At 60.6% G+C, this 23,017-nt stretch carries 26 protein-coding genes; 18 read left to right on the top strand and 8 right to left on the bottom strand.

Translation table 11 applies throughout. From position 1 onward, the window contains the following. Positions 1 to 82: 82 nt before the first annotated feature. Complete coding sequence (locus ASD58_RS15460; RefSeq protein WP_057262027.1) at positions 83 to 1,195, top strand: aldo/keto reductase; 1,113 nt, start codon at positions 83 to 85, stop codon at positions 1,193 to 1,195. A 25-nt stretch (positions 1,196 to 1,220) separates the two neighbouring features. Here the strand turns inward: ASD58_RS15460 and ASD58_RS15455 are convergent, their stop codons facing one another. After that, positions 1,221 to 1,586, bottom strand: coding sequence for a hypothetical protein (locus tag ASD58_RS15455; RefSeq protein ID WP_200951609.1), 366 nt, complete (start codon positions 1,584 to 1,586; stop codon positions 1,221 to 1,223). A gap of 100 nt (positions 1,587 to 1,686) precedes the next feature. Here ASD58_RS15455 and ASD58_RS15450 point away from each other — a divergent pair, with 100 nt between their 5' ends. From ASD58_RS15450 to ASD58_RS15440, 3 genes are all read left to right on the top strand, one after another. Next, on the top strand, positions 1,687 to 2,199 hold the full coding sequence (locus tag ASD58_RS15450) for a GNAT family N-acetyltransferase (protein WP_057262026.1): 513 nt from the start codon (positions 1,687 to 1,689) through the stop codon (positions 2,197 to 2,199). 106 nt (positions 2,200 to 2,305) lie between these two features. Continuing rightward, positions 2,306 to 2,743 (top strand): hypothetical protein, encoded by a 438-nt coding sequence (locus tag ASD58_RS15445; RefSeq protein WP_057262025.1) that lies wholly within the window; start codon positions 2,306 to 2,308, stop codon positions 2,741 to 2,743. Positions 2,744 to 2,780: 37 nt separating this feature from the next. Beyond that, positions 2,781 to 3,650 (top strand): hypothetical protein, encoded by an 870-nt coding sequence (locus ASD58_RS15440; protein WP_057262024.1) that lies wholly within the window; start codon positions 2,781 to 2,783, stop codon positions 3,648 to 3,650. Positions 3,651 to 3,656: 6 nt separating this feature from the next. Here ASD58_RS15440 and ASD58_RS15435 read toward each other — a convergent pair whose 3' ends face one another. Continuing rightward, on the bottom strand, positions 3,657 to 4,580 hold the full coding sequence (locus ASD58_RS15435; RefSeq protein WP_057262023.1) for a DMT family transporter: 924 nt from the start codon (positions 4,578 to 4,580) through the stop codon (positions 3,657 to 3,659). A gap of 200 nt (positions 4,581 to 4,780) precedes the next feature. After that, positions 4,781 to 7,087 (bottom strand): UvrD-helicase domain-containing protein, encoded by a 2,307-nt coding sequence (locus ASD58_RS15430; RefSeq protein ID WP_055932381.1) that lies wholly within the window; start codon positions 7,085 to 7,087, stop codon positions 4,781 to 4,783. 161 nt (positions 7,088 to 7,248) lie between these two features. Here ASD58_RS15430 and ASD58_RS15425 point away from each other — a divergent pair, with 161 nt between their 5' ends. From ASD58_RS15425 to ASD58_RS30550, 6 genes are all read left to right on the top strand, one after another. Then, positions 7,249 to 7,500 carry a hypothetical protein gene (locus ASD58_RS15425; RefSeq protein ID WP_200951608.1) on the top strand — a complete coding sequence of 84 codons (252 nt, stop codon included), beginning with the start codon at positions 7,249 to 7,251 and terminating at the stop codon, positions 7,498 to 7,500. An 87-nt stretch (positions 7,501 to 7,587) separates the two neighbouring features. Beyond that, positions 7,588 to 8,049, top strand: coding sequence for a GNAT family N-acetyltransferase (locus ASD58_RS15420; RefSeq protein WP_057246154.1), 462 nt, complete (start codon positions 7,588 to 7,590; stop codon positions 8,047 to 8,049). A gap of 19 nt (positions 8,050 to 8,068) precedes the next feature. After that, positions 8,069 to 8,434, top strand: a complete 366-nt coding sequence (locus ASD58_RS15415) for a DUF4844 domain-containing protein (protein WP_057246156.1) — start codon at positions 8,069 to 8,071, stop codon at positions 8,432 to 8,434. Positions 8,435 to 8,536: 102 nt separating this feature from the next. After that, complete coding sequence (locus tag ASD58_RS32220) at positions 8,537 to 8,833, top strand: cyclic-phosphate processing receiver domain-containing protein (RefSeq protein ID WP_057262022.1); 297 nt, start codon at positions 8,537 to 8,539, stop codon at positions 8,831 to 8,833. Positions 8,834 to 8,900: 67 nt separating this feature from the next. Further along, the gene (locus tag ASD58_RS31260; protein WP_055932389.1) at positions 8,901 to 9,092 is read left to right on the top strand and encodes a hypothetical protein; all 192 of its coding nucleotides are present in this window, start codon (positions 8,901 to 8,903) and stop codon (positions 9,090 to 9,092) included. An 877-nt stretch (positions 9,093 to 9,969) separates the two neighbouring features. Continuing rightward, positions 9,970 to 10,476, top strand: a complete 507-nt coding sequence (locus tag ASD58_RS30550) for a dual specificity protein phosphatase family protein (protein WP_082565424.1) — start codon at positions 9,970 to 9,972, stop codon at positions 10,474 to 10,476. 46 nt (positions 10,477 to 10,522) lie between these two features. On the opposite strand, the gene ASD58_RS15400 is transcribed toward ASD58_RS30550, so the two are convergent. From ASD58_RS15400 to ASD58_RS15390, 3 genes are read right to left on the bottom strand one after another with little or no spacing between them, the layout of a single operon-like run. Next, entirely contained in the window at positions 10,523 to 11,302 is a 780-nt protein-coding gene (locus ASD58_RS15400; protein ID WP_055932392.1) for a BPSS1780 family membrane protein, read from the bottom strand. Next, positions 11,303 to 12,259, bottom strand: a complete 957-nt coding sequence (locus ASD58_RS15395) for a homoserine kinase (protein WP_057262021.1) — start codon at positions 12,257 to 12,259, stop codon at positions 11,303 to 11,305. It abuts the gene before it with no gap. A 36-nt stretch (positions 12,260 to 12,295) separates the two neighbouring features. After that, entirely contained in the window at positions 12,296 to 12,712 is a 417-nt protein-coding gene (locus ASD58_RS15390) for a hypothetical protein (protein WP_055932398.1), read from the bottom strand. Positions 12,713 to 12,821: 109 nt separating this feature from the next. On the opposite strand from ASD58_RS15390, the gene polA reads away from it, so the two are divergent. The 7 genes from polA (at position 12,822) to ASD58_RS15355 (ending at position 20,875) form a co-directional block, all read left to right on the top strand. After that, the gene (polA, locus tag ASD58_RS15385) at positions 12,822 to 15,575 is read left to right on the top strand and encodes a DNA polymerase I (RefSeq protein ID WP_055932401.1); all 2,754 of its coding nucleotides are present in this window, start codon (positions 12,822 to 12,824) and stop codon (positions 15,573 to 15,575) included. Positions 15,576 to 15,657: 82 nt separating this feature from the next. Further along, positions 15,658 to 16,401: a dienelactone hydrolase family protein gene (locus tag ASD58_RS15380; protein WP_057262020.1), complete on the top strand. Its 744-nt coding sequence runs from the start codon at positions 15,658 to 15,660 to the stop codon at positions 16,399 to 16,401. Between the two features lie 130 nt (positions 16,402 to 16,531). Further along, complete coding sequence (locus ASD58_RS15375; protein ID WP_057262019.1) at positions 16,532 to 17,245, top strand: ZIP family metal transporter; 714 nt, start codon at positions 16,532 to 16,534, stop codon at positions 17,243 to 17,245. A gap of 54 nt (positions 17,246 to 17,299) precedes the next feature. Beyond that, entirely contained in the window at positions 17,300 to 17,902 is a 603-nt protein-coding gene (gene tagH / locus ASD58_RS15370) for a type VI secretion system-associated FHA domain protein TagH (protein WP_057262018.1), read from the top strand. A gap of 11 nt (positions 17,903 to 17,913) precedes the next feature. Continuing rightward, the gene (locus tag ASD58_RS15365) at positions 17,914 to 18,684 is read left to right on the top strand and encodes a PP2C family serine/threonine-protein phosphatase (RefSeq protein WP_057262017.1); all 771 of its coding nucleotides are present in this window, start codon (positions 17,914 to 17,916) and stop codon (positions 18,682 to 18,684) included. Then, the gene (locus tag ASD58_RS15360) at positions 18,681 to 20,408 is read left to right on the top strand and encodes a serine/threonine-protein kinase (RefSeq protein WP_057262016.1); all 1,728 of its coding nucleotides are present in this window, start codon (positions 18,681 to 18,683) and stop codon (positions 20,406 to 20,408) included. The genes ASD58_RS15365 and ASD58_RS15360 overlap by 4 nt, the downstream gene beginning before the upstream one ends. Then, on the top strand, positions 20,405 to 20,875 hold the full coding sequence (locus ASD58_RS15355) for a TssQ family T6SS-associated lipoprotein (protein ID WP_057262015.1): 471 nt from the start codon (positions 20,405 to 20,407) through the stop codon (positions 20,873 to 20,875). The genes ASD58_RS15360 and ASD58_RS15355 overlap by 4 nt, the downstream gene beginning before the upstream one ends. A gap of 3 nt (positions 20,876 to 20,878) precedes the next feature. On the opposite strand, the gene ASD58_RS15350 is transcribed toward ASD58_RS15355, so the two are convergent. Then, complete coding sequence (locus tag ASD58_RS15350; protein WP_055932420.1) at positions 20,879 to 21,064, bottom strand: hypothetical protein; 186 nt, start codon at positions 21,062 to 21,064, stop codon at positions 20,879 to 20,881. A 164-nt stretch (positions 21,065 to 21,228) separates the two neighbouring features. On the opposite strand from ASD58_RS15350, the gene ASD58_RS15345 reads away from it, so the two are divergent. Then, the gene (locus ASD58_RS15345) at positions 21,229 to 22,020 is read left to right on the top strand and encodes a hypothetical protein (protein WP_057262014.1); all 792 of its coding nucleotides are present in this window, start codon (positions 21,229 to 21,231) and stop codon (positions 22,018 to 22,020) included. 136 nt (positions 22,021 to 22,156) lie between these two features. Here the strand turns inward: ASD58_RS15345 and ASD58_RS15340 are convergent, their stop codons facing one another. Beyond that, entirely contained in the window at positions 22,157 to 23,011 is an 855-nt protein-coding gene (locus tag ASD58_RS15340; RefSeq protein ID WP_057262013.1) for a sulfurtransferase, read from the bottom strand. Positions 23,012 to 23,017: the final 6 nt, after the last annotated feature.

The raw sequence follows: 23,017 nt of genomic DNA, 5'->3' as shown, positions 1-23,017 counted from the left end.
CCGGAGCTGACCCCGACTTTCATATCCATGGTATTGTTGAAATGGCATTTCCTCATTGTCAACAAACCACCATGGAGAAAGCATGTCCCTTAAACAGTATTACACCCTCGGCAATTCCGGCCTGCGCGTGTCGCGCCTGGCGCTCGGCACCATGACCTTCGGCACCGATTGGGGTTGGGGCGCGGACAAGGCCAGCGCCCGCGAGCAGTTCATGACTTACACCGAGGCGGGCGGCAACCTGGTCGACACGGCCGACCTGTACACCAATGGCGAGTCGGAGCGCTGGGTCGGCGAGTTCGTGCGCGACAGCGGCTTGCGCGACAAGATCGTGCTGGCCACCAAGGCGTCCTACAGCAGCGACCCTTCCAATCCCAACGCAGGCGGCAACGGCCGCAAGCACCTGATGCGCGCGCTGGAAGGCTCGCTGCAGCGCCTCGCCACCGACCACGTCGACCTGTACCTGGTGCACGCGTGGGACATGGTGACGCAGCCGGAGGAAGTCTTGCGCACGCTCGATGATGCGGTACGCGCCGGCAAGGTGCGCCATATCGGCCTGTCGAACGTGCCGGCCTGGTACGCCAGCCGCATGCAAACTATTGCCGAACTGCGCGGCTACGAGCCGTTGACCACACTGCAGATGGAGTACTCGCTGGCCGAACGCGCCATCGAAGACGAATACATCCCTCTTGGCACGCAGCACGGCATGGGCGTGATGGTCTGGAGCCCGCTGGCCAGCGGCCTGTTGTCCGGCAAGTACAAGCCAGGCAGCGGCGGCCAGTTCGGCGAAGGGCGCTTGCAAACCATGAGCGGCTCCAACAACCCGGCCTTCGCCAAATTCAGCGAGCGCAATTTCGCCATCGTGGCGGAGCTGGAAAAGGTAGCGAACGAAGTGGGGCGCAGCATGGCGCAGGTGGCAGTGAACTGGGTGGCCAACCGCCCCGGCGTGGCCACCGTGATGGTGGGTGCGACCAAGCTGGCGCAGTTGCAGGACAACCTTGGCGCGCTGGACTTCGAGCTGCCATCCGAATTGCGTGCCCGCCTGGATGCGGTCAGTGCGAAAGCGACAGGCTACCCGTACACCTTCTTCACCCCTGGCATGCAAACCATGCTGTCGGGCGCAGCCCCGCTGGGCGACAAGCCCGACGGCTACCAGGCACCGGTGCGCATCAGCGGCCCGTCAGCCGGCGTGCAGTAAAAAAATGGGGACGTACCCCATTTTTTCAGGCGTCGACTAGCGGTTCCTCGGCCACTGGCAAGGCAAGGTACTGGGCCGCCAACGTCCCGACGAGGCGGCGGCCCTGATTGCTGCCTGATATCCACTCCTCCGGCGGGAACAGGTCGAACAGGCCCACCTTAGCGACGGTAGGGATGGCAGCTTCCAATTGTCTTTCGATGTCGCCGCGTTCGCCGGCGTTATACAGCGCGATATTGCGCAACATGGTGGCGACAGTGCCGGTTTGAACCTTGCTGCCGTCCTTTAGCTGCACCAGTGGCAGGGATTCGCCGTCGGCGAGTATCTTCTGGTTGATAGCGGCGAGATCGTTCTGGGCGCTCATCATTGCTCCTTTGGCTTGTATGGAGTGCATATTCGCACCTTCAGCCGCGCCTTCAAGGCCCTGACCGCCAGCTTGGCGGTTTCGCGACAACATCTGGCGAAAACCCATCATTCAGTACAATGCTGGCACCATGAATACAAGACTTCTGACACCCGGCGATGCCGCCGCCTACCATTCCTTGCGCCTTGAAGGCTTGCGCGAAGCGCCTTCCGCATTCACGGCCAGCTTTGAAGAAGAGTCCACCACGCCGCTCAGCGAGATCGCGCGGCGCCTGTCGCCAGGTTCGGGGCGCGACTATCTCGGCGCGTTCGATGGCGGGACGTTGATTGCCATCGCGCGCGTGGATCGCGACAGCGGCCCTAAGCAGCGCCACCGCGCACATATTCGCGCGGTGTATGTCGCCAGCACCCATCGAGGCAAAGGAGCCGCGCGCAAGCTGATGGAGCATGCACTGGAATGTGCCGCCTCGATGCAAGGCGTGACCCACGTCAGCCTGGCCGTCACCGCAGGCAACGAGCCGGCGCAGAAGCTGTATGAATCACTGGGCTTCAAGGCCTGGGGCTACGAGCCCGCCGCACTGATCGTCGATGGCGTGACCTACGACGAGATCCCGATGACGAAAGTTCTCGAACCGAGTACGTAACCATCACGAATGGATCCACACCTGTAAAACTGCCGGATGTCATGGGTCTCATTCCAGATGACGATGCGGCGAAGGCAAAACTACTCGCGAATAAGAAGTGTGCAGAATGAGCAAACTGATTGACGATATCCTTTCTGGCGACCCGACCAGGGTCTGGTCGAGTGCTTGTGCGATCATCAAGCTTCGCGATGCGGGCGAACTGGACGCACTCGTATCGGTCCTCGACGAGATCACATCCAGTACGAAAAATTTGAAGCTTGGGGGCATGTTGATCCCCAACGACAAACATTTGCAGTTCGCGCTTCGCAAGCTGCGCTATCGCCGGGACGGCGCAGGGTGCCTGTGCCGCCTTTATCCCGAGTACTTGATGTTCGACCCCAACGAGGAACAAGCTGCAGGGAATGTAAGCATCGACAAGATCACCTACGTTGACGGTCACTGGATCGACTTCTACCGGTGTTCATGCACTACTTGCGGATCAGCCTTCGAAGTGCAGGAGCGGGAATACCACTACACTTGGTGGGGCTGGCGGCTGGTGAGCTGACCAGGGCTTCGAATCACATATCCATATTGGACAACACATGCCGTTCAAGGCTTTCAGACTAAAAAGAACCGACACCTTCTATCCGAGTATGGGCGGCACGCCCGACCTTGGATCGCTGCTCAAGTCCATCAAACTGACCCAGGAGTTTATCGACGACATCATCGATATCGAAGACGCAGCCTTCGCTGACCGGAAGAACGGCGCCTCTCCTGACGCTCTGGAGAAATTGCTGATCGCCGCGAAAAAGGAATCGCTGCTTACCGGCTCTTTGCATCGAAAGGTCTATTTTCATATCCTGAGGCAAAGCCAGGTGCCGAAAAAATATGGCAAGGGCGACATGGACACCTTGCTCCTTTCCTACCACGACATCATGGCAGAATCGCACCGCGGCTATCCGTCCATCCGCTTCCCCCGCTTGGACGGGGTGCATCTCTTTGGACACCATGGAGACTGCAATTTTGACCAGGAAGCAATGCCGAACCATGACGAGTTCAAACATCGCATGGCCGTCCTGAAGCAGTGCGACAAGTACATCCACATCCCCGGGATGCTCGACAAGATTGAAAAATTCCGTCCATTTGCTGAAGATGGAAAGACGGCGCGACGAGCACTCGGCTTGCTTCGTGCCCTCAACTACGACCCAAGCGATTACCCTTCACGCGCATCGACGGCAAATTACTGGATCAATCTGAAGTTCTGGGGATTTGTGACCATCATACTTCTCAATGAGGCATGCCGGCAGGACTTCTTCGCCGGCTTTGCCGCAGAAATGACTGTGCATCCCCACTGCGATGAATACATGCAAATCCTGGAAAGATTTGTAGGGGCCGTCGGCGACAACGACCTCGGGAAACAGTTCGTTAGCTTGAAGGCAGGCGTTGCGGGGAATGCTGCCCACAACGCCTGATGCGTGTCACAGCAACTTGATGACGGCCACGCCGGAGAGCAGCAGCACGACGCCGGCCAGGCGCAGCGCTGAGACGTCTCGCTTCGGCAGCCGGAACCAGCCATGCCGGTCGACGAAGACAGAAGCCACTTGCTGCCCGGCGACCGTCAGCCCGACTGCCGCCGACGCGCCGATGACCGGAATCGCAGTGAACACCGTAGTGACATAGATCGCGCCAGCGAAGCCGCCCAGCCAACCCCACCAAGGCATGGACGGTAGGCCCTGCAGCGAAGGCGCTGGAGCGCGCAGGAATGTAGCCGAGAACAGCAGAGCCAAAGCCATCGCCAGGGTGGCGACCAGGAAGCTCACTGCGCCAACCACAAACGGCGCTCCGAGATCATGCCGCAACAAGCCATTCACCACACCCTGTACCGGTAATACTGCACCGGCAAGCAATGCGAGGACGATCCAGCCAGCCTTGCCCGCGACTGGCTGCGATTGCTGGCGGGACTGCCCCTTCACGATGATCGCGGCGCCCGCCAGGATCGCCAGCATGCCGGCTGCGAGCGGCGTATCGACCGTGCGCGGCATGCCACCCGCCAGGCCAGTGACGTCGAGCGCAAATGAAGCCAGCATCTGGCCGGCAATGAACAGGCCTACCGATACGATTGCGCCGAGCCGCGGAAACAGGAGGATGGTGGAGACGACATAGAATGCGCTCGCCACGCCGCCGACTGCATGCCACCAAGGCACATGGGGCAGGGCGGCAACTGCAGTCAGCGTTCCAGTCAGCAGGGCAAGCACCAGCAGTGCAAGGGTGCCGACCGACAGTTGCAGCGTGGTCGCAGCAAATGGGCTGCCGGTTGCTTTCGATAATTGCGCATTGGCGCCCGCCTGTACGGCGAGCAGGCCGCCGGCGAATAGCGAAGCAGGGATCAGAAGGGTTTCCATGTGCAGCCTCCAGTGAGAATTCGGATGACGATGGCGCCCACTGTAGGCTATGCTTCAATGCATGAATATTCCCAATAATCGCGTTTAAGCTATGCAAAAACGCAGAGCCAGGAGTACGCGCGACCGGCAAATAGTTGAAGTTGCGCTTCGATCTGGCTCAACGATCGGCGGAAATGCGAACATTTCCACCCGGGATGGCATCAGATCCGTTCCAGTTTGGCTACTGACAGGTCGAGCACCTTCATGCCGAAGGAGCCGAAGTTGATTTGCGCGCGGCAGTTGGCACCGCTGCCTTCGAGATTGACGATGACGCCTTCTCCGAACTTGGCGTGAGCGACGGATTCGCCAATGCGCCAGCCGCCGGAGGCGCCGGAGCGCTCGTTCATGCGTGCTGCCAGGCGATTGTCGGCGCTTGGTACGGACGGCATTTCATCCCACGCCGATTTGCGTGAGCCAGTGGAGAACCAGTTGTTCTGCACCCGCGCCGTCAGCCACTTCAGCGATTCCTCCGGCAGTTCGTCGAAGAAGCGCGACTTCATGTTGTAGCGCGTCTGGCCGTGCAGCATGCGGGTCTGGCAGAACGACATGTACAAGCGCTTGCGCGCACGTGTGATCGCAACATACATCAGGCGACGCTCTTCCTCCACGCCGCCTTCTTCTTTCGAGCTGCTCTCGTGCGGGAACAGGCCTTCTTCCAGGCCGGTGATGAAGACATTGTCGAACTCCAGGCCCTTGGCCGAGTGCACCGTCATCAGCTGCAGCGCATCCTGGCCTTCCTGGGCCTGGTTGTCGCCGGCTTCCAGCGAAGCGTGGGACAGGAATGCGGACAGAGGCGACATCACGGTCGCCAGCGGAGCATCGGCGTCGATGATCTCCACGCCGTCTGCTACCACCACTTGCGCGCCGGCGGAGGCCGAAGCCTGCGGACCGAGGTGCGCAGGCGCCCCCTGTCCGAAGCCTTCTTCGGACACGAACTGCGTAGCAGCGCTGACCATCTGCTCCAAGTTCTCGACGCGGTCGGCGCCTTCCTTCTCATTCTGGTAATGCAGCAGCAGGCCGGAGGAATCCAGCGTGATCTTCACCAGTTCCGGCAGTGCCAGTTGCTGGGTCTCGAAGCGCACCCCCTCAATCAGCTTGGTAAAGGCGGCCAGCGAGGTGCCGGCCTTGCCGACCATGTACGGCACTGCGGCGTACAGCGAGCAGTTGTAGGTGGCTGCTGCGTTCTGCAGTTGCTCAATCGAGCGCGCACCGATGCCGCGCGCCGGGAAATTCACCACGCGCAGGAAGGCCGAATCGTTATGCGGGTTGTCCATCAACTGCAGGTAAGCGATGGCATGCTTGACCTCAGCGCGCTGGAAGTAGCGCAGGCCGCCGTACACGTGGTAAGGCATGCCGGCCGAGAACAGGGCATGTTCGATCACGCGCGACTGCGCATTCGAGCGGTACAGGATCGCGACTTCGCGGCGCAGGGCTCCCTCGGCGATCAGCGACTTGGCTTCTTCAATGATCCACTGCGCTTCCTGCAGGTCCGAGCTGGCTTCGTACACGCGTACCTGCTCGCCATGGCCGGCGTCGGTGCGCAGGTTCTTGCCCAGGCGGCGGCTGTTGTTGGCGATCAGCAGGTTGGCCGAATCCAGGATGTGGCCGTGCGAGCGGTAGTTCTGTTCCAGCTTGATCAGGTTCTTGACCTGGAACTCGCTTTCGAAGGCCTGCATATTGCCTACGTTGGCGCCGCGGAAAGCGTAGATGCTCTGGTCATCGTCGCCCACGGCGAACAGCGCGCCGCCGAATGGCGAGGCATGGCCAGCCATCAGTTTCAGCCAGGCGTACTGCAGGTTGTTCGTATCCTGGAACTCGTCGACCAGGATGTGGCGGAAGCGTTGCTGGTAGTGCTGGCGCAGCGGTTCGTTGCGCGACAACAGTTCGTAGGTGCGCAGCAGCAGTTCGGCGAAATCCACCACGCCTTCGCGCTGGCACTGGTCGTCATAGAGCTGGTACAACTCGACCAGTTTGCGCTCCAGCGCGTCGTAGGCCTCCACCTGCGAGGCGCGCAAGCCCTGGTCTTTGTTGTTATTGATGAAGTACACCACCTGCTTCGGCGGGAACTTTTCATCGTCGATATTGTTCGCCTTCAGCAGGCGCTTGATCATCGATAGCTGGTCTTGCGAATCGAGGATCTGGAAAGTCTGCGGCAGGGCCGCATCCTTGTAGTGGGTGCGCAGCAAGCGGTTGCACAGGCCGTGGAAGGTGCCGATCCACATGCCGCGTGTATTGATCGGCAACATGGCGCTCAGACGGGTGAGCATTTCCTTTGCCGCTTTGTTGGTAAAGGTCACCGCCAGCACGCCGGACGGGGATACCTGGCCAGTCTGGATCAGCCACGCGATACGGGTGGTCAGCACGCGCGTCTTGCCCGATCCGGCACCGGCCAGAATCAGGGCATTTTGCGGTGGCAGGGTGACTGCTGCGAGTTGTTCGGGATTGAGGTTGTGGAGGAGATTTTGCATCCCTCCATTATACCGGCGCAGCGCTTGGGAGGCCGGGAGACGGGGCGTGGCGGCTGGCTGGTCTCGTCATTGGTGATTGATAGGCCCGGAGTTTGGCGTCATAATTAGGTTTGTTAAAACGTTAATATGATGCCGAATTTACGTTGGGCCCGGACATGACAATGGACACATCAGATCAAACCAAGCTTCTTGCGAAGGCGCTCTACGAAATTCGGCTGCTTCTTTCTGGCTATCTTGGCAGTTCCGTGGACGCAGACATGTCGGTGCGCATCGCGGCGCACATCGCGTATGCTCTCCATAATGAGGCTTTAGCAGTTTGTGACGGAGACACCTTTGACTTGGCTGGCGCTACCAAAAAAATCGAGGCAATTGATCGCTTGCTCGATCAACGAGTGAGCGAACGCTTGTTATGAAAGCGCTTTTGCCCAACCATTCCGTCAACCGGGCCTCCGCAACGCTGCTCGTTGCTATGGCCGCTTACGTTCAACGTTGGGTCTCACATGGTTAAGGTCAGGCTTGCTAAGAATGCTGACGTACCTCAAGTTGGCGCGCTTTACGTCGAGGCTGGATACGGTGGTGGGATCGATGAAAACGACACAGTAATTGTTGCCACCGCGAGCGAGAAAATTGTTGGTGCGGTACGCTTATGTTCTGAAGATGGCGTCACAGTGCTTCGAGGCATGCAGGTCAGCGAAACGTTCCAAAGGCAAGGAATCGGTTCGCAGTTGCTGAAGGCTTGTGCCGGGCATATGGACATTGGCCAAGCGTTTTGCCTGCCATATTCACACCTCGCGGAGTTCTACGGTGCCGCGTCGTTTGAAGCCGTCAGTGCCGAAGAGCTGCCGGACTTTTTGGCCAAGCGGCTATACTCATATTTGGCTCGGGGCCAAGACGTTATTGCTATGCGGCGTAATGGGCCCAACCAAGCATTCCAGCCGACGCCTTCGGCGCGGCTGAATTAGTACATTGGACTATTGATCAATGACGTACGATCCTATTACCGAAGTAGAAGACGAAGCGCTCATCGTTGACGACGCCGTGATCGCTGATCTTGTCGCATTCCGCAGCGCCCCAAAGCTCGAAGAACTGCCTGGCCTAGGCGCCGAACCTGAACGCGAACTCCTCTCTGACATCCTGAACGCATTGGTCGACAAGCTTATTGTTGGCGTTGGTGAAAACCCGAGCAAGCGCTGGGTGCTTACTCAAATTCAAAGTTCGCTTCGATTAGTCGAAGACGAAGACACTGAAGCCCGAGATCATTTTGGAATGGAAATAGAAGAGATCATGGACATTCTCGGCATCGAAAGTTCAGATGGGCTGCTCAGCTATTATCTTGGCGGGATTTAATACAATTTTTGCGAACCTGGGGAGGGGCAACTGTACAGCCTCCACGCTGCGCCTTCCGGCAGCCAGTTACTTTGAAACTTAGCGATTCCATCTTCCGTACGCATGCGAGTTTTTCTTGACGATGAACGCACTACCCCAGAGGGATGGGTGCGAGTCTATTGGCCCGATGAAGCCATCGAGCTTCTTGAATCTGGAGCCGTGGAAGAATTGAGCTTGGACCACGACCTCGGCGACGACGAACGTGGGACCGGGTACGACGTTGTGCTTTGGATTGAGGAGGCCGTTGCGCTTCGTGGTTTCAAACCACCTAAGATCGCAGTTCATTCCGCCAACTCTTCGGCAAGGGATAAGATGATCGCAGGTATCCTATCTCTCGAACGTCTGGTAGCCAGAACATGAGCCCCATCGCTAATCATAGGTTCCGTTGGACGCCTAAGGGCGCCGCTGAGCAAGCACGTTGTCCCATATGAATAATCTCTTGATGCTCTTCTTTGTAGCCTTCCTTTCAGCGAACGCGCTTGCCCAGAGCTCGGAGCCTCACAACTACAAGCCAGCCGCTGGTTATGTGCCGGACGCCGCAACTGCGGTGGCGTCGCAGTTGCAGAAATCTCCAGAGATGATGCCACCGTTCGTCGCATTAGCCATGGCAAGTAAATAGTCCAACAATTCAGTCAGCAGGACGCGCGCCCCCTGATTGGCGTACGTTGGAAAAAGAAGCATGAATTCCTTGTCACCGCTGCACTAAATTATGCTCTTCGCCATTTGCTATGCGTTTCTATTGTGCACGCATGCCTTATTGAATAAGCGCGACTTCAAACAAAGCCCTGAAAAGCGGGAGCGGTACAATGCACTTCCCCGGTACTACAAATTTTGTTGCTGGTTCGTCGTCATGCCGATGTTTGCGGGGGGAATACTTATACCTTGGCTTTTCATGTTTTCGTTGGTGGGCTTCTTCCTTCTTGAGGCTGCATGCATTAGGTGGTACCGCCGTAGGGGGCTATTCGGATGAGTGCATTCTTGTATGAGGGGCGGTCGAATACCGCTGGCCGCGCGCACGGAATTTGCCAAGAATGCGTTCGCCCTAGAGCCTACATGAAGCTTCTCGCGATTTTCAAATCCTGCAAAATTCTCACCGCCTGTGGCGCCAGCCCAGTTGAATCATGGCACGTCTGATGTGCTATCGGCCAAAGTAGACCGTCATCGACTATTGAGGAACATGTGCCTACATTGAATGACCGGGATATCCAGGCTGTGGTGGATCTAGAGGCTGACCGGCTCCTCCGCTTGAATCCATGTGAACTGATGCAGATTCAATCTCACGACCTCGTTCGCGTCGTTGGCAATAGTGAGATCTGCGTTCATGTGAGTCCGTGTTACGTGCTGTCGGCCTTATAATTCAGCTTCTCGTGCGTCCAGGATAGAAGGGGCCGACAACCTGGAACGTTGTCTGGCCAAATTATAGATAGTAGAGTTCACCCGTATGCTGAGAGCAATGTACCGCTTCGCATACGTCGAATAGCGAGGAATATATTCCTATGTCAGCGGAAGTTTACTGGGTTCGTGATATCGAACCTCTAAGGCTAGCAATCATGCCTCGTCCTCGAGGTGGTGATTGGCTTGAAGATGAAATCGCAGGCTGGAAACGGTCAGGGGTCACCCATGTCGTCAGCCTGCTGCATCGATATGAAATCGAAGAACTGTCCATTTCAAATGAGGCGGCACTTTGCAAGGTTAGCGGGATCGAGTACAAGTCATTGCCGATTCAAGATCGAAGTACGCCCGCTTCTTCAGCGGACTTCTTCGCGCTGGTACACGAGTTGACTTCGCTGGTGCAAAACTATCACGGCGTTGCGGTGCATTGTCGCGCTGGCATTGGTCGTTCCGGCCTCACTGCTGCTTGCGTACTACTGAAGCTTGGAATTCCCGCAGCGGAGGCATTTGCGATTCTGTCGCGAGCTCGCCGCCTGCCGGTCCCTGATACGCAGTCTCAGGTCGAGTGGTTTCATTCGGTCGCTGTCCCTCGGCTTCTGCAGCGAATCTAAGCCAATGCGTAAGCGAATCACCCTGATACGGGAGCCCGGCGGCAGACTATGTCGGCGTTTGCGTCGGCCCTGCGCCAGGCAAATTCGGCTCGCCGAATATGCCTTTGTAGGCCGCGTACACCGAGCATTGAATGATCATTGCGATGACCATCAGGACTGACTGCTGCACTGCTGCGCCAAGTAGTGTTTCGCCGAACAGTATTATCACCATACTCGACAACAGCATCACAATCACTACCCACGACAGGAAGTACAGCAGGAAGGGACGCAAGGCACGCCATACCCCGAAGAAGCTGAAGAAAAGTGCTTTGCCGACGCCCATCTGCTGCCAGAAGATCAGCAGTGCCGCAAACAGCATGGCCATGCTGACTGGCAGGGAAACCAGGAAGACAACCAAAATGGCAAAGTTTACATTGCCATTGGCTGCCACCGCGCTGGCCTTCATCTTCTGCTCCACTAACTGGCGCATGGTATCGAGACCGACAATGCTCGCAAACACGAAGGTGAGCAAGATCAGCACAATCACAAACAGCGTGCCCAATCCAGCAAGGCGCGGAAAGACCGGTTTCTGGAAGATAGGGTGCAGCATTTCCGGCGTCAGTTTCTGCTGGCGGTCAGCTGCTGCGCAGGCTTGCACGAACACGGCTGTGAACACCGGAGCGAGAATCATCGGCAGCAACTGTCCCAGCAGGGGAATAATCCCCATTATCATCCCCGCCACCAGATAGGCCAGCATCAGCAGCATCAGCCCGCCGGGCTGCTTGCGGAAGATGGCGAAGCCTTCGCGGATCCAGGCGATGCCTGCGCTGGCGGGTAAATGACTCATTTAATACAACTCCGGGGCCGGTACGGCAATGCGTGTGCGCAGGATGCGCTCAAAGTGGGTAGGGTCGTGCGGCGTCAGCATTTCGGCGGCGCGCGGCAAATAAAAATCGTACAGTCTCGATATCCAGAAGCGCAATGCTCCGGCGCGCAGCAGGGCAGGCCACAGCGAGTGCTCGGCGGCCGTGAATGGCCGCACGGCGTGGTAGGCGTCCAGCATGGCGCGCACGCGTGCTTCGTCGAGCGCGCCGGTGGCGAGGTCGATGCACCAGTCGTTGACGGTCACGGCGACATCGAACAGCCAGCTATCGCAGCCTGCGAAGTAGAAGTCGAAGAAGCCGGTCAGGCGCTCGCCGTCGAACATCACGTTGTCGCGGAACAGGTCGGCGTGCACCGGGCCGCGCTGCAGCGTGTGGTAGTCGGCGGAAGCATGCAGCGCTTCCTGGAATTTCATCTCGTCGTGCAGCAGGTGGGCTTGTTCCAGCGCCAGGTGCGGCAGCACGGCGGCGGTAGCTTCGCGCCACCACGGCAGGCCGCGCAGGTTGGGCTGCTGCAGGGCGAAGTCCTGGCCGGCCAGGTGCAGGCGCGCCAGCATGGCGCCGACAGCGGCGCAGTGCACCGGCTGCGGTGCCATCTGCGGCTTGCCTTCCAGCTTGGAGACGATGGCGGCCGGCTTGCCGTGCAGCGGCACGCAGAGTTCACCCTGGTCGTTGGGGACGGGCGCTGGCACCAGCACGCCGTGTTCGGCCAGGTGGCGCATCAACTGCAGGTAGAACGGCAGCTGCTCGAAGGTGAGGTTTTCAAAAATCGTGAGCACGAACTCGCCGCGCTCGGTTGTCAGGAAAAAATTGCTGTTCTCGATGCCGGACGCGATGCCTTTCAGCGCGACGGCTTTGCCAAGGGGGAATTGCTTGATCCAATGGCCGACATCTTCCAGTGAGACCGGGGTAAAAACTGCCATGAGAAACCAGGTTAAGTGTTCGTACGGGGCGCGCGCTTATTTAGTTGACGCGGCCGGCTGGGCTGGCGGTGGAGGCGGCGGGCCGTCCTCCTTGTCCGCTTCCTCGGCAGAGCGTTTCTTCTTCTTGGCGAGGAGGTCGAACTCCAGCACGGTCCACTGCGGGCCACGGTTGGCCGAGCCGGCTGCATCGCCGGGCAGTGCGCTGCCAGCCGGGGTATTCGGCTTGACGGTATACGTGCTTCCGCCGCTCTTGACCTTGGCTTCGGTCACGCGGCCACCTTCGCGCTTTTCCACAATCCTGGTTTGCGTGCTCGGCTTGGCCGAGACGGTTACCGGATTGTCGACTTCCTCGATGCGTTCCAGTTGCTGCGGCTGGGGCGGGGCAGACTGCGCCACGGCGCCGGTGGCCAGCAGGACGAAGGGAAGGGCAAGCCAGGAAGTTTGGGCGCGCATGATGGGATTTCGTTCAATTTATTGGTTTAACCATTGTATCAAATGCCCTCCTGTCCCGTTGTAAAACTCTGCGATAATGGAATATTGAGATTTACACCACTCTCCCGCTATGCAAAAGACCCTGTTGCTGGTCGATGGTTCCAGCTACCTGTACCGTGCCTTCCACGCCCTGCCTGACCTGCGCAGCGCCGAAGGCCATCCCACCGGCGCCATGCACGGCATGGTCAATATGCTACGCCGCCTGCGCGCCGACTTCCCGGCTGCCTACATCGCTTGCGTGTTCGACGCCAAGGGCAAGACCTTCCGCGACGATATGTATCCCGACTATAAGGCGACCCGCGCGCCGATGCCGGATGACCTGCGCCTGCAGATCGAGCCGATCCATGAGGCGGTGCGCGCCATGGGCTGGCCGATCCTGATGGTAGAAGGGGTGGAGGCCGACGACGTGATCGGCACGCTGTCGGTGCAGGCCGAACAGGCCGGCCTGGACGTGGTGATCTCCACCGGCGACAAGGACCTGGCGCAGCTGGTCACGCCGAAAGTCATGCTGATCAATACCATGACCAATGAAAAGCTGGACGAGGCGGGCGTGCTGGCCAAATTTGGCGTGCCGCCGAACCGCATCATCGATTACCTGACCCTGATCGGCGATACCGTCGACAACGTGCCGGGCGTGGCCAAGTGCGGCCCGAAAACTGCACTGAAATGGCTGCAGGAATACGATAGCCTGGCTGGCATCATGGCAAACGCCGACAAGATCGGTGGCGTAGTGGGCGGCAACCTGCGCTCGGCGCTGGAGTGGCTGCCGAAGGGCCGCGAGCTGATTACCGTGAAGACCGATTGCGACCTGTCGGCGCACATGATGTCGATTTCCGAATCGCTGGGCGCCAAGGATGAAGACCGCGAGCAGCTGGTTGCCTTCTTCACCAAGTACGGCTTCAAGACCCTGCTGCGCGAGCTGTCCGGCCTGACCCCGGCCGCTCCGGCGCCGGGCAGTGCGGCTGCCGCTGCGCCGGCACCGGGCGCCACGGCTGACCTGTTTGCCGCGCCGCCGGCCACCATCAGCTACGAGACCGTGCTGACCGAGGAACAACTGGCAGCGTGGATGGCGCGCATCGATGCCGCCGAGCTGACGGCGATCGATACCGAAACCACGTCGCTGGAGCCGATGCTGGCCGAGATGGTGGGCATCTCGCTGTCCACCGAGCCGGGCATCGCTTGCTATATCCCGCTGGCGCACAGCTACCCGGACGCGCCGCAGCAGCTGCAGCGCGACTGGGTGCTGTCCAAGCTGAAGCCGTGGCTGGAAGACGGGACCAAGCCGAAGCTGGGCCAGAACCTGAAGTACGACGCGCACATCTTCGCCAACCATGGCGTGACCCTGCGCGGCGTCGTGCACGACACCCTGCTGCAATCGTACGTATTCGAATCGCACCGCACCCACGACATGGACAGCCTGGCGCTGCGCCACCTGAACCACAAGACCATCGCATACGAAGAAGTGTGCGGCAAGGGCGCCAGCCAGATCGGTTTCGACCAGGTTGAAATCGGCCGCGCCACTGACTACGCGGCGGAAGATGCCGACATCACGCTGCGCCTGCACCTGGCGATGCATGGCCAGGTCTCGGGCGACGAAGGCCTGACCCGCATCTACAACACGATCGAACTGCCGACCGCGGTCGTGCTGCAAAAGATCGAACGCAACGGCGTGCTGATCGACGCCGGCCTGCTGGCGACCCAGTCCAACGAACTGGGCGCGCGCATCCTGGAACTGGAACAGAAAGCCTATGAACTGGCAGGCCAGCCGTTCAACCTCGGCTCGCCGAAGCAGATCGGCGAGATCTTCTTCACCAAGCTGGAACTGCCGGTGGTGAAAAAGACCCCGAGCGGCGCCCCTTCCACCGACGAGGAAGTGCTGCAAAAGCTGGCCGAAGACTATCCGCTGCCGAAAGTGCTGCTGGAATACCGCGGCATGGCCAAGCTCAAGTCGACTTACACCGACAAGCTGCCGAAGATGATCAACAGGGCCACCGGCCGCGTGCATACCAACTATGCGCAAGCGGTGGCGATCACGGGCCGCCTGGCGTCGAACGATCCGAACCTGCAGAACATCCCGGTGCGCACCGCCGAAGGCCGCCGCATCCGCGAAGCGTTCATCGCTCCGCCGGGCGCCCACATCGTGTCGGCCGACTACTCGCAGATCGAGCTGCGCATCATGGCGCATATCTCGGGTGACGAGGCGATGCTGCGCGCCTTCGCGGAAGGGGAGGACATCCACCGCGCTACCGCCGCCGAAATATTCGGCGTGGCGCCGGCCGACGTGCAGCCGGAGCAGCGCCGCTACGCAAAGGTAATCAATTTCGGCCTGATCTACGGCATGAGCGCCTTTGGCCTGGCAGCCAACCTGGGCATCGACCGCACTGCAGCACAGAACTATATCGACCGCTATTTCGCCCGCTTCTCCGGCGTCAAGCGCTATATGGATGAAACCCGTGCCGAAGCCAAGGCGCAGGGCTTTGTGCAGACCGTGTTCGGCCGCCGCCTGTGGCTGCCGGAGATCAATTCGCCGAACGGCCCGCGCCGCCAGGGTGCCGAGCGCGCGGCGATCAATGCGCCGATGCAGGGTACGGCGGCCGACCTGATCAAGCTGGCCATGATCGCGGTGCAGGACTGGCTCGAGCGCGAAGGCCTGGCAAGCAAGATGATCATGCAGGTGCATGATGAACTGGTGCTGGAAGTGCCGGATGCCGAGCTGGCGCTGGTCAGGGACATGCTGCCGAAGCTGATGTCGGGTGTGGCGGAACTCAAGGTGCCGCTGGTGGCGGAAGTCGGAGTTGGCTGCAATTGGGAAGAGGCTCACTAAAGATGCCTGCGGATAGCCAAAATTTGTCAGCACTGACAAATTTTGGCAGTCGACTCCGACAAACCTTGTCAACTTACTTGAAATGACAACAATAAAAAATCCGCAAGTAGGGGCTGCGATCGATGTCGAAGTGGACGGCCAGGCGGTGCCGGTCTTCCTCGCCCATCCGGAAGGCAAGACCCGCCTGCCGGTCATTCTTGTCATTTCTGAAATCTTTGGCGTGCACGAATACATTGCCGATGTCGTGCGCCGCTTTGCCCGGGCCGGTTACCTGGCCCTGGCGCCCGACCTGTTCGTGCGCCAGGGCGGCGCCAGCCGCGAGCAAGCGCTTCCCGGCCTGATGGCAAATATCGTCCGCAAGACACCGGATGCGCAGGTGATGCGCGACCTGGATGCGGTGCTGGAGTGGGCGCGCACTTACGGCGCAGACGTTGGCAGGCTGGGTGTCACAGGTTTTTGCTATGGCGGCCGCATCACTTGGCTGTATAGCCACCACAACCCGAAAGTCAAAGCCGGCGTGGCCTGGTATGGCCGGCTGGTCACCGGGCGCACTGCCAACTGGCCCACGCTGCCGGTCGATATCGCGCCGGTCCTGGAAGTGCCGGTGCTGGGCCTGTATGGCGGCAAGGACGACCTGATCCCGCTCGACACGGTGCAGCAGATGCGTGCCGCCCTGGACTCGGGCAGCAGCAAATCGCAGATCCACGTCTACCCCGATGCCGGCCATGGCTTCCATGCCGACTACCGTCCCGAATACCGGGCGGACGACGCAAAAGACGGCTGGCAGCGGGCCCTGGCCTGGTTCGAAGCCCATGGCGTGGCCTAAGTTAGCGAAAAATGCGGCAGGACGGTAAAATGCCCGGTTTGCACGCGAAGGAAGCACCATCGACCCCGTCCTGACCTCCATCCTGCTGGCCACCACGATTGCCGGCGTTGCCAGTATCACGGCAGCGGCGGTGTTTTCGTTCGCCCTGCTGTCCAAGGTGGTGGAGAAGATGGTCAGCCTGTCGGTCGGTATCATGCTGTCCACTTCGCTGCTGCACGCGTTGCCGGAAGCCTTCGAGTCGGGCACCGACCCGCGCCACCTGTTTGGCGCGCTGCTGGCCGGCCTGCTGGCCTTCTTCCTGCTTGAAAAACTCGCAATCCTGCGCCACTCGCACCATCACGAGCACGACGGGCACCACCACCACCATGGCCACGACAAGGCGGAGGCCGGCCGCGCCGGCTGGATGATCCTGCTGGGCGATGGCATGCACAATTTCACCGACGGCATCCTGATCGCGGCGGCCTTCCTGGCCAATCCGCAGCTCGGCATCGTCACCGGCGTAGCCATCATCGCCCACGAAATCCCGCAGGAAATCGGCGACTTTATCGTGCTGCTGAATGCCGGGTTCTCGCGCACCCGCGCCTATGTCTACAACCTGCTGTGCAGCCTGCTGTCGGTAGCCGGGGGCGTGCTGGGCTATTACACGCTGGACAAGGCCACCAACCTGATTCCCTTCGTGCTGGTGTTTGCCTCCTCGGGCTTCATCTACATTGCCGTCAGCGACCTGATGCCGCAAATGCAGCGCCGCGCCACCATGCGCGAAACCATTCCGCAAGTTTTCTTAATTGCATTGGGTGTTGTAATTGTGCTATTCCTCACTTCCAGCGCGCACGATACGCATTGAACTATTACGCATTGGCATCATTTTTGCTACGCTTAGGGGGATAGGAGATCCCTCATGCTCGAAACTTCGACCGAACACCACACTGCAGAAGCTCTGATGGCCGCCTTCCAGCGCGGCGCCGGGGTGCAACCGAACTGGCAACTCACGCCAGAATTCATGGAAATGCTGGGAAAACTGGTCGGCACCTCGATCAGCGGCGCGCATAGCCTGCTGCTGAATCGCGCTGAGCTCAAGCGCAATATCCACGCCGACGCCACCGTGGTCGTCGTGCGCAACAACAATCCCCTGAAATTCCTGCCTGACAGCCAGGCGGCCAAGACCCAGATGCTGCGCAAGAAAATGCCTGGCTTCATGGGGCCGGTGGAAGCGTTGGAAGACGCCTTTGCCGACTTGTCCACCCACCAGAAATGCGTGAAGGCCGGCATGGAAGGCGCCGTCGCGGAAGCGCTGGCGCGCATTTCGCCACAGGCCATCGAAGACAAGCAGAAGCGCGGGGTGCTGGGCACGGCGTTGCCGATGGCGCGCAAGGCGGCCTTGTGGGACAGCTACCGCGCCAGCCATGCGGCACTGCTCACGGCGACTGCTTCCGACTTCAACGCTACCTTGGGCGACGCTTTCCTGAGCGCCTATGAGCGTCGCCAGGACGAGATGGAATAAGGGAGTCAGCCATGGCCGATATGCCCCAGCGCATTGCGCTCAGCGTCGCGGAGGTTTCCTCCGTCGGCGGACGTGCATCCAACCAGGATGCCATTGGCCGTGCCGAGCGCGGTGAACTGGCGTGCTTCGTTGTATCCGACGGCGCGGGCGGCCACGAGGGCGGTGAAGTCGCGTCCCAGACCGTGGTGCAAGCGGTCTTGTCCAATTTTGCCGAGCATCCCGACTTCAGCGCCGACGCCACGCCAGCCATGGTGGCGGAAGCGGCAATCGCCGTAGCGCGCAGCAAGAAGCAACGCCCGTCGCTGCAGGGAATGAGCGCCACCGTGGCGCTGGCGCTGGTGGACCGCGCCGGAGCCCAGGCAACTTGGGCGCATATGGGCGATACCCGCATCTACCTGTTCCGCCGTGGGCGCTTGCTGCATGCAACGCGCGACCACAGCATGGTGCAGCAGATGATCGATGCCGGCCTGGCCGCCGGCGCCGATCCGCGCAGCCATCCCAAGCGCAATGTGTTGTATGCTGCCATTGGCACCGACAATGAAGTACTGCCGTCCGTCATGCCGCCGATGTCACTGCGCGCCGGCGACGCGATCCTGATCTGTACCGACGGACTGTGGGAATGGGTGGCCGAGCCACAGATGGAATTGCTGCTGGCAAAAGCAGGCAGTGCGCAAGAATGGCTGACCGCCATCTGCGCCCTGGCCGACGAACGCGCGGGCCTGATGCACAAGGCCCGCGATAACTACAGCGCGCAGGCTATCTTTATTGGTGATGCTCCATGAACAAAGCAGTCGAACTGCCTAACAGCCTGCCAATCGGCACCCGCGTCGCGGAATTCGAGATCCGCGAAGTGGTCGGGGAGGGCGGTTTCGGCATCGTCTACCTCGCCTTCGACCACTCGCTGCAACGCACGGTGGCAATCAAGGAATACATGCCGTCGGCCCTGGCCGCACGCGCTACCGACAATACGGTGACCGTGCGCTCCAAGCGCCACGCGGAAGCCTTTGGCGCTGGCCTGCGCAGCTTCATCAACGAAGCGCGCCTGCTGGCACAATTCGATCACCCGGCGCTGGTCAAGGTGTACCGATTCTGGGAATCGCATGGCACGGCATACATGGCCATGCGCTATTACGAAGGCCGTACCTTCAAGTCGGTGGTGCGCGACAATCCGGAGCTGGTGAACGAGGCGTGGCTCAAGCGCCTGCTGCAACCGGTGCTGGGCGCACTGGACGTGCTGTATGCGGCCAAGATCCTGCACCGCGACGTTTCGCCTGAAAACATCATGATCCAGCCGGACGGCCAACCGGTGCTGCTGGACTTCGGCGCGGCACGCCAGATCGTGCAGGACATGGCGCAGTCGCTGACCGTGATCCTGAAGCCGGGCTTTGCGCCGGTCGAACAATATGCCGACGATGAGTCGATGCGCCAGGGACCGTGGACCGACATCTATTCGCTGTCGGCCGTGATGTATGCGGCGATCACCGGCAAGGCACCGCCGGCAGCGGTGGCGCGCATGCTGAACGATCCGATCGAACCGTTGGCGATCAGCGGCCGCGAAGGCTACAGCAACCAGTTCCTGGAAGCGATCGACCGCGGCATGGCAGTGCGTCCGGAAATCCGCCCGCAATCGATCGCAGAGTTTTCCGCGCTGCTGGGCTTCGACGCCACTGCGCCTGCTGCAGCCGCGCCGGCAGCCGAGAGCAGCAGCGCACCCGCCGCAGCCGAAGGCGAGGCCGATGCCGCGAATGCCAATGCCGCCAGCGCTGCCGGCGCAGCGCCAGACAGCGCCCCGCGCCGCAGCCGCTCGCGTTCCGCACGCAACGCGGAGAAGGGCGCGCCAGGCGCCGCAGAAGCCAGCGCCAGTTCGAGCCCGAGCGCAAGCTCTCCATTCGACTCCGGCAAGCGCTCCAGCCGCAACAAGACAAGCAGCAAATCGAGCAAGCAAGCCATGCCTGCCGCACGCACCTCGCGCCCGTCGACTAACATGATCGCCGGCGGCCTTTGCGCACTGGCCTTGCTGGTCGTTGGCATTTCCTGGTTTGCCGACGGCAGCCCGGTCAAGCCGGCCGCGCCCGAGGTGGCAAGTGCACAAGTACAGGCTGCGAGCAGCGAAGCATCGGCCAGTGCGGTGGCTGCCGCCAGCACGCCGGACGCCGAGCCGCAAGTTGCCGTTGCCGGCAGCAGTGCCAATGTTTCTGCCAATGGCGGCGCCGAAGCACCTGCGGCCACGTCGGCCGCTTCGGCCAGCGCAGCGCCAGGCACCGCTGCTGCAAGCAGCGAAGCTCCCGTGCCAACCTCGGGTACGCTTAGCATTGCTGTGCAGCCGTGGGCTACAATTTACGTCGACGGCGTCCAGAAAGGCATTACCCCGCCTTTGAAAAAACTGACGCTGCCATTGGGCGAGCATGAAGTGCGCCTCGAAAACCCCAACTTCCCGGCCTATGTCCAGAAAATCACTGTGGACGCCAGGAAGCCGGTCACCATCAAGCATGACTTTGGACAATGAAGAATAAGATTTTCCTGATCGCCGCCGCGCTGTTGCTGGCCGGCTGCGAATCCTTCGGCCCGCTGCACGACAAGCCGGCACACGCTCCCGCGGCTGCCAAGGAAGCCCCGCCGGCACCGGTCAAGAAAGCTCCCCCGCCGCCTCCGCCAGCGGAACCTGAAGTGCCGGACGCGCGCAAGGCACTGAACGCCGGTATCGAGATGTACAAAGCGGGTAATTTCAACGGTGCGATCAAGCAGCTCACGGCGCCGGAACTGGCCAATGCCGAGAAGCCGGTGCAGTTGGAAGCGATTAAATACACGGCCTTCAGCTACTGCGTCACCAACCGCGCTACGCTGTGCCGCCAGCAGTTCGTCAAGGCCTTCAAGCTGGACAAGTCCTTCGACCTGAGCCCGGGCGAAAAAGGGCATCCGCTGTGGACGCCGTCTTTTGAGCGGGCGCGCAAGGAAGCCGCAAAAAAAAAGTAACTGCTAGTGAACGACGCGCAATGACGGGGTGTGACGCAGTAAATTCATGATCTCGTCATCGCGGAAGCCATTCTGCTTCAGGAAGATCCAGGCGTGAATGCTGCCGGCCTCCACATTGATGCGCATGGCAATCTGGACGATGTCCTGCGTTTCGAATTCCGCGGCCGCCAGTTCTGTTCTGATTTTCATATGTTTGCTCTCGCGACAAGTCCGTTATCCCCGACGAACTCCCAAGACCATAGTCACACTTTCTCACCCAAATTTCCAACGAAAAGCGAACTGATGCGGCAAGCGCGCCACGTTGTAATACACTTGTCACAATCTTTTCTTAGGCTGGCCTCATGATTTGGACAATGTTGAACACCTGGTACGCGCAGCGCCTGATGCAGCGCTCGCGGCATGGCAAAGCCCTCAAGGACTTACCGCCCGGCCTTTACAACTACTGGAAAAGCAGTGCGCGCATCGAATACCACGGCATCCCGACAGATGCCGTTTTTTTTGCCCGCGCCACGATTGGCCTGCTCGATTTCTTCGCGTGCGCTGCACAGGACAGCAAGCCATGCGCCTTGCCATCCAAAGCCGCCGATTCGGTGTGGCATGCCTGGCTGCGCTTATCCCCGCTCAAGCTGGAAGCTTTCTGCCGCAAGCACTTCGGACGGGTGGTGCCGCATGTGGAGGGCAGCGCCATGGGCGGCAACCTGGATGAAGCGCTGGCGGTTTGCCTGGTACGGGCGCGCCACGCCGAGGGCCTGAACCGCGAAGGGCCGCGGCTGCCGTCGCTGTTCCTGCTGGATAAGAAGCTGAAAATGCCGTTTGGCTTTGGATACGCGGTCAAGCGCGGCCAGCCAGGCTACAGTTCGCTAGATGCGCTGGGTCGTTTCGACTCGGACATCCACTGCCCGCCGCAGATGGCCGCCGCAGGCTTGTTGACAGCAGGCCTGATCACGACCGCCCAATTCAACGACTTCGAACAACGCGCCCGCCAGCAAGCATCAAGCAGCAGCGATAGCAGCGGCAGCAGTTGCGGCTCCGGTTGCGGCAGCTCGGTCGACTGCAGCAGTGACTCCTCCAGTTCCAGTTGCGACAGCGGAGGCAGCAGCTGCGGAAGTAGCTGCGGCAGCAGTTGCGGTGGAGGCGGCGACTAATCGAATGGCAGAGCCCGTGTCACACCCTGGGGTCACACCCTAACTGTGACACGCACTGATCCGTAGTAAAGGCTGGGCTCGTGTCACACTTGGGGTGTGACCCCATGGTGTGACACGGGCTGGGCTGTGGGATAGATCAGGCGGGGCCGGTGGCGACGGGGCGGGTGCTGTCGGCGCACCATTCGGACCAGGAGCCGGGGTACAGCGCGGCACCTGGCAGGCCGGCGACTTCCAAGGCGAGCAGGTTGTGGCAGGCGGTCACGCCGGAGCCGCATTGCATCACGGCGCTGGCTGGCGTGCCGACTACCGGTGCCAGTTCCTGCTTCAGCGTGGCGGCATCCTTGAAGCGGCCGTCGGCCTGCAGGTTGTCCTTGAAGAAGCGGTTGCGCGCGCCGGGGATATGGCCGCCAACCGGGTCAATGGTTTCGTTCTCGCCGCGGAAACGGTCGTTGGCGCGGGCGTCCACCACTTGCAGGCGCTTCGTTTCGACGTTTTCAAGCAGTTCGCCTACCGATACTGTGCGTACCAGCGTAGCCTTGTCGGCGAGATTGCCGCGCGGGCGCTCGGCGACCTCAGTCACCAGGGGCATGCCTGCGGCGCTCCATGCAGCCAGCCCGCCATCCAGCACAGCTACCGCGCCATGACCAACCCAGCGCAGCAGCCACCACAGGCGCGCTGCGTACATGCCGCCGTGCGCATCGTAGGCGACGACTTGCGTGTTCTCGTTGATGCCCCAGCGGCGCAGCGTTTCAAGCAGCGCTGCGCGGTCCGGTAGCGGGTGGCGGCCGCGGAATACGCCGTCGGCGCCCACTTTCTGGCCCGACAGGTCGGTGTCGATATTGGCGAATTGCGCGTTCTGGATGTGGCCTTCGGCAAAGGCGCTGCGGCCGAAGTCGGGGTTCATCAAGTCGTGACGGCAATCGAGGATGACCCATTGCGGGTCGTTCAGGTGCTGCGAAAGGGTATGTGCGTCGATCAGGGTAGTGAACATGCGTGG

It is taken from the genome of Duganella sp. Root1480D1 (assembly GCF_001427305.1).
Lineage (GTDB): Bacteria > Pseudomonadota > Gammaproteobacteria > Burkholderiales > Burkholderiaceae_D > Rugamonas.
This window is presented reverse-complemented; position numbering and strand designations above follow the sequence as displayed.